This window comes from Vibrio sp. OPT46, from assembly GCF_015163535.1.
Lineage (GTDB): Bacteria > Pseudomonadota > Gammaproteobacteria > Enterobacterales > Vibrionaceae > Vibrio > Vibrio alginolyticus.
On sequence record NZ_JADDYG010000681.1, the window covers coordinates 1 to 10,358 of the forward strand.

The following is a 10,358-nucleotide window of genomic DNA, read 5'->3' on the forward strand; positions in this document are numbered from 1 at the left end:
AGTACTTTGTTTTTATATCCAGCAACAATTGGCCCATCGCTACTAAACGTAAATTCTTCCCAATTGTTATCCAAAGGAAAGTTTTGATTCATTAAGTATTCGAAATGCGCAACCCTTGGTAAGGTATAATGGTAGATCTTTCCGTTTGCAGACTTTACAGTACCTTGGAATGACTGATACGCATCATTTAATGCCGCTTTAGCTGAAGCGTCTGCGAGTTCACTTATATTTAGTAGTTCAGAAGGTAGGAACCCTTGTGATTCCAAATATTGTGGGATTTCACCACCAAGGCGATATCGAAGGTAGTCCGGGTTAAGTTCAAATTTACCCTGTAGATCTGAAGCAATTGATTGAACTAACTTTGCTAAATGTTGAATACCTTCAATATCTTTTTTGACATTCAACTCCCTCATTATCTGTTGTAAAGACAACCTTAAATATTGCGACGAACGTAGGTTAGGTACTTTGTAGAGGGCTTCTTTTTGAAATATAGAGTGTTGAATGTTAGTCACCCAAATTGTAGACATCTCCAAATCAGAATAGGAACTAAACTCCTTCACCTTGCCATCGACACAAGAGAATCCACTCCTAGGTTTTTTTTCATCGTTGAATATCGCTACGCCATATGTGTTCATTAATATCCTATCCTTCTAAACTAGAGATATGGTTGTTCACTATTTCTGGCCAATTGTTTGGGTCATAGAAATCTGAAAAGAAGTCTTGGTTCCTACTCCACTCCTCTATCTCTCGAGAAAAGGGATCTGGAGTAAACAGCAACCTTAAATGAGGGTACTTTAACTGACGTTCGGAATACTCTTTGTCATCCATAGCACGAAAGTCTTCAGCTAGTGCCCTAATGTTGGTTATTTTGTACACTTGACTTACTTGCTGCGCCGTAGCAGAAAGGAGCTCGATCCAGAGCCCTGTATCGCGTGCTATACGCAGAAGTGTAGTACCGCATTTTTCTGGACCTTGGATTTTTGCTAAGTAATTTGCAACCCAAGATATTCGAACGTAAGCATTGAGCTCCTCCTGGGTCAAAGAGGGACAAAAAACTAAAGTGGCAAGTTTATTATCTGCAACAAAACCCAGATGTTCACACATATGACATAGAGGGCATTTACACTCAAAGTTAATGATTTCGTTATGTTTGTGATTCCCATCCTTGTGATGAACATGTTGATACTTTTCTGAACGAAAATGGCAATCAGTACAGCGATAGTCAACATCTGATAAAAACTCCACCCTTTTTAGTTGAAAGTCTTTATCATCAGATGGTTCTGGTGGTTCTGATAAACGCCATTGATGGCTTCTACTAACACCTATGAACATTACTCACCTACATATGTCATTTGTGGATATTTTACAATACCCCAATTATCATAATAATTGGGATGATTAACAAGGAATAATTTGGAGAGGCGTTAAGTAAGCGCTTATACCAAGATCGAACTGAGTACTTTTCCGATTGATATCTTTATAACGTGGGCTGGTGAACAGTAGAGGATGGCGAGCGATTATGAGTAAAGATGTGGCTTCTGTCTTTTTCTGTTGCTTATAAATGCTGATGTTTCGGGTTATCGATTTATGCTACGCCATAGCTGTTTAATAGTGGCATTTGTATGATGCTTGCGGTTAGTAAACCATTTCCGATACAAAACGCCATCGGTCACACCGATATTACCTTGATTACCTGCTAACCAAGCTCTGTGCAACTCACTTCTAGCAACCAGCCGCCTAAAACTTCTTGGCAAGAAAAGCTGCTCATACCCAACAAAATAGGCTCGCTCGCATATCAGTTTATATACACTTGTCATACAGTTTTCCATATTCAGTTAATGTTTCTTTTTAGGTTTCAGCAGCGTCTTAACTAGCTTATCTATCTTACGCTTCTGTTTGTACATGAGGCGGTTGTATAGGGCAACATCAAAGAGATCACATAGCTCTCCAACAGCATCACCAGTTTTAGTCGGGTTTACTGACCTTTAAGCACCACCCCCGGTTCTTCTAGTGGCCATAGTGTCACATCAACCGAGTGTCTAGTTCTTATGTTGAACATGGCTCCCTCTTTGTTATCAAGTTGTTCTGATGGCATTAATCCATTTGAATCGCCTATTTTGACAGTTGCCATAACCATGTAGGAGTAATTCAATACCTTTTACACAATCTAGTTTTTTCCTAGATTAGTTAGTAGTAGATTTAAGCGCACCTTCTAGTTCTTTAAGGCGTAAGTTTTGTATATGAAACGCCCTTTTTATTTCAAAGTCTTTACAGTGACAGCCTCCATTTGTTCGCATTCCTGTAGGCTTGTCTTTGCGATACTGATTAAAGAAACATGAATTGTCACCGCAATCTGGAAGTTGGATTTCATTACTCATAGGTTCGATTCTCTTACTCGTCCTTTACGTCTACATGGCAAGTTTCAGCACTGCATTCAGGACAGTGATAATATTCGTCGGTTGCAGTTTGTCTTGCGTAAGACACTTCAATATCGAAGTCCTCAAATCCGCACGTTGGACAATACAATCTTTGTACTTTCATATATGGTTTCCTAAGCCGAAACACGGCGGTTTTGTTACTTATTCGACTGGGTTCTGACTGGATTTGAACCAGCGACCTCCCATGTGTAGCCTTCATCGCGAAATCATATCTTCAGCGTATGCAGTAACCGAAGAAACGGCGTGGCGCTCTGTCCATGCTGAGCTACAGAACCCATGCGAATAAGCAGCGACTTAAGGCCGCTAGTCTTGACGGTAATTTTCCTAACCTACTTAGTAGCCGTTCTACCCATAGCAAACATCAGCTTGCTTATGATTTCGGGTGCTGTCAGTAATAAATACACGATTCCATAGTAGTTGGAGTTGTCTGCCTTTCCGAGTTCAAAGAAAGCAAATCCACACATTATGCCTATGGCTGCGCTCCATCTTTAATAAAGTGAAATGGTCGTGAATGTTGGTGTTTTCATGCCTATTACCTTTTGAATCACAATTGCTTCGACAAATGTTCATCAACATGCCTAACTTCATGCTCTTTAAATTCTCTGATTGCATGTAGAATGAAAAGGTAGTCAATCTGAGCTAATTGTTTTTTTGGATTTGAATTTATTAATTGAAGTATTTTCTTAGAGTAAGTCGAAGTAACCAAGGTATTTTTAATATTCTCTCTTTGCCAATCATTTAATGGATAAGTGGCTTCAAGCCTTCCTTTGGAAGCAGAAGCAATCCCTACTAGATAGGAACAACCGAAGATATACAAACAAGCCATCAAGCTCCCGATAAGACTCAAGGTATTGTCTGAAATGTGGTTAGTGTTTGAGTAGAGAGGGGACAAGTAAATTACGCAAGCAACCCAAGTGACAAGAAAACAGAATGCATTACGAAGCCGACATCTGTATTCAGCAGTATAATTTCTGCGCATCTCTATAATTTTCGCATCAGTAAAGTAGATGGAAGCATCTGCCCTATTAAAGTAAGACTTGAATGTTTCATCATGTTTAACGTTGGATGCAACAAGCCCAACAATAGCAGGTATGATAGAAGCAAGCATTAATATGATAACTAAGAAAAAAATTAATGTGATTACATTGTCTGGTTCCTCCATGTTACAGCCTCCTAACTGGCACGAGTTTCCCACTAGGGTTATTCTTAAGATTCGCTAATATATGTAACTGGATAGCCATTTAATTCAGTTACTTTTTTATCTGCATTTAAAGCATCAACTAATAGTCCTAACGTCTCCCAATTTAATGGGGATAGTTTTAACTCCCATCGTTTGGGTAACATTGCGGCATATGGTGAACTTTTGAGGTTTGGGTGTAGTTCCAAGTGGTCAACCCATTCAATACCTGTTGTCAACTCAGGGATGTTTTCATCGATGTATAGCTTTACCGATAGCAGCATTTCTTGCTGAATTTCATCAGATAAACCACCATCAGTCTCTACATACGCATATGTAGAACCATCTTTACTGATTTCATCCCATATATTTATGTCTAGCATCACGACATTCCATTAATTGGTTTTGCACAAAAACTTAGTTTCCCACTATTGATTTGCTAGTAATTCGGTCACTTTTTCGAAGTCCACACCTACTGTTTGACCAGTAAGTTTGAGTGGCACTTTCATGTTCACGCCATGCTCCACATTGAAACCAACCACGTCCCAATCAGTGTTTTGGACTTTGTAGTTGGCTAATTTGTTACCGCACTTAGCAAGGAAAACTGATTCACTTTTGTTCTTGTGATAGCCATGGAACTCGCAACCTTCTTTTACTAGCAGCGTAGTACCGTAAGATTGGTGATCGAAAACCTCTATATCCAACTTTATATCTTGTGAGGCCAAGGCCGAGAGACTACAAGTAGTGAGGAGGGTAAAAAGTAATTTCAATTTCATTCATGTTTCCCATTACTGTTTCGTAAACATTGAGCGCAGTTGCTCTAGCTCCGCTCCACCAACTTCAACTTCTGGTTCTAGGCCAAGTGTATCCATCATTTCTACCCACTGTTGGGAATCCAGTTCATCACCCATAGCGTCCATATCGTCTTTGTCTTCGGCTGGGACTGTCATAACCAAGTAGAACTCGTCATCTTCCTCGCCAATGACATCTTCCACGTAAATACGCTGACCACTTTCTGAAACGTAAATTGTTTCAGGTGTAGGTCGTTTTTCAATTAAGTTGCTCATTTAACACCTCTACTTAGATTGAATAGCTTCGATGAACTTAACGCGCCATTGAGTTATAGCTTTCGTTGGTGCGACATAAGATTCTTGCTCATCCGTTTGACCTGCAACTTGCAATGCTAGTTTCCATCCGTCGGGATCACTTAGAGCTGTGGAATGTTCTTCCATTGTTAGTTCGGTAAGTTCAAACATTAATTGTTCTAAATCATCTCTACCAACGGTACGGTACATGTGACGTAGCGCTGCAATGCGGCTCTCGTTGCTGTTTAACTTCTTGATAAGCTGTTTTGCCTTAAGAGTTCTATCTTTGGACTCTGGCGCTCTAGACAAGACAGAAAGCTGTTGCGCTAACTCTAGCGATTGGGCAGCACAATAAAGGGCTTGGTCATGGACAGCTTGCTCGTATGACATATCACTTACCTCACTAATTTCATATTGAGGATATGATAGCACGCCACAGACGTGCGTAAAGTTACTTTTTATCCAGTTGCGGTTAACAGCTCCCCAGCTATTGATGCGGTATTCACCACGATTGAATTGCTCAACGTCTATTTCTAACTCATTTAAGGCTTTGATCGTGTCCTGCGCAGTTCTGCGAGGCATACCTGTGGCTTCCATAATTAACGGTACTGAATTTTTGCCTGTATCAATCAAGTAGGCTACAAGAAGTCTTCTCATGAAAGAGGTTTGTGTTTTGCTTGGTTTTTCAGTCATGCAAGCCTCAAATAACAGGGTTTGATAAGAGTTCTGATACGGTTTCTTGCTGGTTAAACCAATGATAGGTATCAGAGCATCGCCACCTCATAGTTTCTGCCATGTAGGGCATAATGTAGGCAAGATTCTGGTTGTTGAATACTGGCTCATGGTGACCGCAACGATTCCTAAACTTCCTGATGACGTAGCACGCATCTTTAAGCTGTTTTCGTAGCTCTGGTGCAGTCAAGGTTTGAGGTGCATTAGGAAATACATCATTGATATATGGCTTCCAAATACGCCCATCGTGGCGTTTGGTTAACATGTTCTCAAAGAATACAAATTTTAGTTCAGGCAATAGTTTACCTACACCGTTATAGCCACCCGAAAGCGCTTGATTCAAAGTATGTTTGTCTTGATTATTAAGTGAGTTCACAAAAACCGAGTTAGTAGGCCAATCTTGTCCATACCGCTTTGATAACGCCTCGGAGATAGCATTGCGCAGCGCGACTTCGTAGATATGTAATGGAAAGAAAAATCTTGAGGCCAACTGAGCATTCCACTCATAGAGTTGAAGCGCGGTAATTGGACAGTCAGCTCCTTGAGCTGCAATAATGGCATTCCGGTATGTAGAAAACCGACTCACCGACAGAGTTTGTTCAATAGCATTGTGAGGCATTGAAGCTCCTTGAATATCGTTGGTTATTGACCTGCAGGGCAAAATGGCCTAATATACATCTTGAGAGCTTTGGATATCCCTGCTTCGGCAGCCCACCAAAGACATATGATAAAGAGAAGACCTGCGCTTAGCGCAGGTTTTTTCGTTTTTAGGGTACAGCAATGTATTTAAATGTCTTCAACTCCAGACGCTTGGCATTCTCTCTAGCAGCAGCTTTGGTGATGAACGGGTACACTCCATTAGCTTCTAACTTATGCAGTGATTCTTCTACCGAGTCCACTAACCAGACATTACCCACACATGGTGGCGTGCCGCCAATCTTCACATGGCTAAGGCCTCCATGCTCATCAATGGATGAAACCGTTTTGTTCTCAACATAGTTCAGTTCGACTTCTACAATTGAACCGTCAGTTTTATAGAATTTGGGAATGCGATGCCCCGTTGTCAGTAAATATCTCATAACTTATCTCTAGTCTCGAAATGTCCATTGGCGAACTTTTTTCATGCGGTTAATTCGCGCCTCTTTTGCTTGCTCTCTCTTCTCCCACCATTGTACAAGCGGGGAATATTGAGACAAATCCATCGCCAGTACCTTCATTATGGTGTCTACGGAAAGTCCACTTGTAAGGCAGATATCTTTGATGCTGATGTCTGATTTATAGGCTTCGATGACGTATAAGCGAGTTAGACTTTTTCTATTAATGCCTATTTCTGATAGCTCAGCATTGGCTATGAGTTTGTCTACATAGCGGTTGAGCGTATAAGGAGCGTAATTGACGGCTCCACCAGCCTTTGTCCCTCGTTTTTGGATTCCGAAGGGCTGGAATGTATCGGGATTCACAATAAATAGAGCTGTAGGACACAACCCCAAATAGCTATCAAGCGGTGAGGTTAAAACTTGTTCTGCCTTGAGTAACATTATGTACTGTTCAAGCGACTGCTTTAATCCATCGTGTGAAAATAGAACTGGCCTTTCTCGCCCGTTATACGCTCGTTCTGCATCGATAATGAATAGCTCATTTAGCTCACCGTTTGCTGATATAAAGTCGCTCACAACCAAAGTGGCTATTTCTATTTCGCGCATAGCCGCGGTTGTCATCAATTGAATAATAAGCTTGTTCACCAATGTCCAAGGGTTCGCTCGACTCAAGTTGCTCGTAACCAATTTTTTCAATTCTTTGTTCGATAGAGGTCTTCCATCCAAAGCTACTTACCAACGCAATATTATTACTATTAATGCGCAATTATGGCAGTCTTTGTACAATAATACTACAGCTCAACGTCACAAATAGAGCTAAGTCAGTTAGTTATAAGTAAGATAGGAAACTCACCTACAGGGTGTATTACGCCACTAGGAGGATTTGTCTGCTTCAAACTGAGGAATATGAATCTTCACCTCTTCGAGAAACGCTGCGTGATCGAGACGCTTCACATAGTAGATGGTTTTTGTGTAATAAGCGGGGACACGTTTATCAGGGCAAACCTCACCTTTAGTGTTGTGCTTCATGGCATACATGTCCTGATGCACTTTGCGTTTGATACCCAGAAATGTTTTCCAAAATGTAGTTGGTATTAGCTTGTCGTCGGACAACCTAAAACCAGCTTCGTTAACGGCTTTCGTCCACTTGTCGATCAGTTCTCTGTATTCTTGATAAGTCATCACTATCTCAATGTGAATTACGCTAGAAAAGCAGGATTGTACCAAACGTCATCGGTCAGAGAAGAGAATCGAACAAACGACTGTTTAATGTATTGGAGAACGGGTTCGATTGAGATCCAACGTCTACCTGTGACCTCACAAGCTTGAGACGTGGTTCCCGAGCCACCAAAAGGGTCTACGACTAGGCCACCAGCAGGGCAAAGATATTTGACTAGAAACTCTGCCAGTCGATACGGCATCTTTGCGCCATGAGTCGGCATTCCATGTTTTTTTGCAAAACGATTGACCGCTTCGTTATATTTGCACTTATTCGCAAAATAAAGCGTGTTTGAGGCTAGCTTGCCTTTTTCCAAATCGCTGTTGCTATAGTCACCGACACTTTTGCGGTGTGCTCCGTCAGAATTCACGGCGGCGGTACGTGTTCCCCCGTTGCGCACGAATGCCTTGTGACGGTCACTATGAGGAAGTAGGACACGCTGATTGTTGCTTTGTAGCTTCAAGGGGTTGTTTGTGAAGTGGAGACAGAACTCGAAAGAAGCTTTCAACATGTGACGATTTAACGAAGTCCATGCGTAAGGTGTAGGCGCTTTATTGCTCTGCCATATCAGACGATCGACAAGCCAGAATCCCGCATCTTCCATCTCAATGATGAGTCGTTCTATATGGGTCTGTCGCGCTGGCATCCCTTTGTGAAAGGAGTCTTGTCCGACATTGAGACAAATGCTTGCCCCATCAGCCAATCGTGGCGAGATTTTGTCAATGATGTTCATAATGAACGCTACCCACTCTTTCGCTTGGCTTGTACCGCCGTAATTTCGGGATTGCTGTAGTACATAAGGAGGTGAGGTAAGTACTAAATCAATATCTTCATCGATGATGTCATTGCCAAACACACTCTCACTCTTTGAGCAGATCATGATCCCCAATGACGTGGACATGGCTACAACACTTTTTGATTCTTCAATGGCGTGAAGCTTATCTTTGGCACTTCCGCAAAGTTCCCAAACACCTTTATCTACGTTTGTAAGAAGTTTTTTCTGCTTTAACGATTGCTGTACCCAACGCACAGCCCGATAGAACAGATTAACGCTCTGTTGCTTGCCAACCGCGCCATAGTGCTCATTTGGCGTTATAGAGAGTTTATCGGCTACTTTTGAATACAAGTCTTTCTGGGTAAGTTTACCGTCGTTGTCGAAATAGGCTTCTTCTACCGCATCGAAGAGTTCCATTTGGTTATAGGTACTCATAATAGTCCTTTCTTGCTATCTAATGGGTTGGGTGGGTACAATACGCCATGCAGCTTTTGCACCTTGTTTGAGCTGCACTGAGCGCACAGAGGTCGAAGTCTGTGCGCTCAAAGTCTATTTAGGCGCTTTGTTCGAACTAGACACGATCATAGTCTTTCACTAAATAGTCCCAACCATCGGCGGTGAACGGGTAGCAATCAACTAGCTTACTCATATTGAATGCTTTACTACGGCAGTGTTCGTCATAGAATGCGTCTACTTCATCCGTCACTTCATCAGGACTGAGAGAAGCGTCTACCTCAAATGCAAAGAAATGCTGTTGAGTATTTGAAACCTTCATTACAAAACTTTTATCGTTTTCATATTGCTTTCGTGCTGGCAGCTCATTTGGATACCAATCGAATGAGGTCGAAGAAAGTGAGTCAGTCGCCACCACCCAAACAATCTTTGTATTACCACCTTGCGAGTTAGGGTGAATTTGAGTGTTAATCGCAACGTGCTCACTAAATAGTTCGCCTTCTTCAACGTCACTGGATGCGACTCTTAACTCATTGTCTTTACTAATAAATTTATAGTCTGCAATAAAGTTAGCGTCTACCGAACCACGCAGAAGTTCATTTAACCCATCAGCCACTTCATCGATATCAGTGATTGATGAATGAATAGCTAGAGTGACAGGGACGATTAAATGCTCTTTATTTGGGGTAATGTTATGCATGTTTGTATTCCTTGTTTGTGATGCCCATATAGTCGAAGAAGGGCTTTGTTGATTTCTTATTGTATTATAATGGCGTATTACGCCATTTACAAGTTGTATATTTGCGTAGCTAGAGTATTGAACTTGACTGCTATATAGGAAACTCGCATTACCCCTGTTATTCCGAGGTAATGCGAAATGTGGTTTAGCGAGTGCGAGTATGGCCGAAGAAAAGCTGCTCACCCATTTTGATATCGCGCAGCTTCATGGGGATATTGGGGTCGGTTAACTTGTAATGGCGCATCACCGAGTTGAGCGCACTGGTGTAAAGCTGAAGGGTGCGAATTCGGATATTGCAGTCTTGAACTGAACCTTGGCTCTGGCTCGATACCATGTCCACTTCACCGTTAAGCGTATATTCAAAAAGTGCGGTCGCTTGATAGGACTCAGGCTGGTCTAGCGTTTCCATAAGCTCCGATAGGTCGGTGTTTTGCCACTGCACTTTCTCAAATGGCAATTCAGCGTTAACCATTTGGCAGTAAAACGCTCTGTCTACATCGAGATCCAGTTGGTTGACGAAATCAAGCGGCGTCCACTCCCAATGAGTTTGAGTCACTAATTTGGAATAGGATGGTTTGTCGATTCGCTCAGAAACATGAAATCTATGAGTGGAGCTAAACTGCATTAGCCACGCTTTCAACTC

15 protein-coding genes, 1 tRNA gene and 1 pseudogene are annotated in these 10,358 nt (G+C 41.8%); all 17 read right to left on the reverse strand.

The window, feature by feature from the left end; translation table 11 throughout:
* Positions 1-635 (reverse strand): hypothetical protein (locus tag IQR33_RS24755; RefSeq protein ID WP_193844147.1); only part of this gene is annotated, 635 nt, incomplete at its 3' end.
* A 7-nt stretch (positions 636-642) separates the two neighbouring features.
* A complete protein-coding gene (locus IQR33_RS24760) occupies positions 643-1,332 on the reverse strand; it encodes an HNH endonuclease (protein ID WP_025634880.1) in 690 nt (229 codons plus the stop codon).
* Between the two features lie 851 nt (positions 1,333-2,183).
* Complete coding sequence (locus tag IQR33_RS34280) at positions 2,184-2,378, reverse strand: hypothetical protein (RefSeq protein WP_228014118.1); 195 nt, start codon at positions 2,376-2,378, stop codon at positions 2,184-2,186.
* Between the two features lie 13 nt (positions 2,379-2,391).
* Positions 2,392-2,541, reverse strand: coding sequence for a hypothetical protein (locus IQR33_RS24765; protein WP_193844148.1), 150 nt, complete (start codon positions 2,539-2,541; stop codon positions 2,392-2,394).
* Positions 2,542-2,589: 48 nt separating this feature from the next.
* Positions 2,590-2,713 (reverse strand) — tRNA-OTHER (locus IQR33_RS24770).
* Between the two features lie 269 nt (positions 2,714-2,982).
* On the reverse strand, positions 2,983-3,600 hold the full coding sequence (locus IQR33_RS24775) for a hypothetical protein (RefSeq protein ID WP_193844149.1): 618 nt from the start codon (positions 3,598-3,600) through the stop codon (positions 2,983-2,985).
* Between the two features lie 44 nt (positions 3,601-3,644).
* Positions 3,645-3,998: a hypothetical protein gene (locus IQR33_RS24780; RefSeq protein ID WP_193844150.1), complete on the reverse strand. Its 354-nt coding sequence runs from the start codon at positions 3,996-3,998 to the stop codon at positions 3,645-3,647.
* Between the two features lie 45 nt (positions 3,999-4,043).
* The gene (locus IQR33_RS24785) at positions 4,044-4,391 is read right to left on the reverse strand and encodes a hypothetical protein (protein ID WP_193844151.1); all 348 of its coding nucleotides are present in this window, start codon (positions 4,389-4,391) and stop codon (positions 4,044-4,046) included.
* A 12-nt stretch (positions 4,392-4,403) separates the two neighbouring features.
* Positions 4,404-4,682: a hypothetical protein gene (locus tag IQR33_RS24790; protein WP_193844152.1), complete on the reverse strand. Its 279-nt coding sequence runs from the start codon at positions 4,680-4,682 to the stop codon at positions 4,404-4,406.
* A gap of 435 nt (positions 4,683-5,117) precedes the next feature.
* A pseudogene (locus tag IQR33_RS24795) lies at positions 5,118-5,393 on the reverse strand (helix-turn-helix domain-containing protein); the annotation flags it as partial.
* Positions 5,394-5,400: 7 nt separating this feature from the next.
* Complete coding sequence (locus tag IQR33_RS24800; protein WP_025634865.1) at positions 5,401-6,051, reverse strand: hypothetical protein; 651 nt, start codon at positions 6,049-6,051, stop codon at positions 5,401-5,403.
* A 148-nt stretch (positions 6,052-6,199) separates the two neighbouring features.
* Positions 6,200-6,511, reverse strand: a complete 312-nt coding sequence (locus IQR33_RS24805) for a hypothetical protein (protein ID WP_025636511.1) — start codon at positions 6,509-6,511, stop codon at positions 6,200-6,202.
* Positions 6,512-6,520: 9 nt separating this feature from the next.
* Positions 6,521-7,174, reverse strand: coding sequence for a hypothetical protein (locus tag IQR33_RS24810; RefSeq protein ID WP_138058890.1), 654 nt, complete (start codon positions 7,172-7,174; stop codon positions 6,521-6,523).
* 228 nt (positions 7,175-7,402) lie between these two features.
* Positions 7,403-7,711: a hypothetical protein gene (locus IQR33_RS24815; protein ID WP_025636508.1), complete on the reverse strand. Its 309-nt coding sequence runs from the start codon at positions 7,709-7,711 to the stop codon at positions 7,403-7,405.
* A gap of 17 nt (positions 7,712-7,728) precedes the next feature.
* Positions 7,729-8,958, reverse strand: a complete 1,230-nt coding sequence (locus tag IQR33_RS24820; protein WP_193844153.1) for a site-specific DNA-methyltransferase — start codon at positions 8,956-8,958, stop codon at positions 7,729-7,731.
* Between the two features lie 136 nt (positions 8,959-9,094).
* Complete coding sequence (locus tag IQR33_RS24825) at positions 9,095-9,676, reverse strand: hypothetical protein (RefSeq protein ID WP_054574975.1); 582 nt, start codon at positions 9,674-9,676, stop codon at positions 9,095-9,097.
* Between the two features lie 184 nt (positions 9,677-9,860).
* On the reverse strand, positions 9,861-10,358 hold a 498-nt coding region (locus IQR33_RS24830; protein ID WP_228014078.1), incomplete at its 5' end, for a hypothetical protein.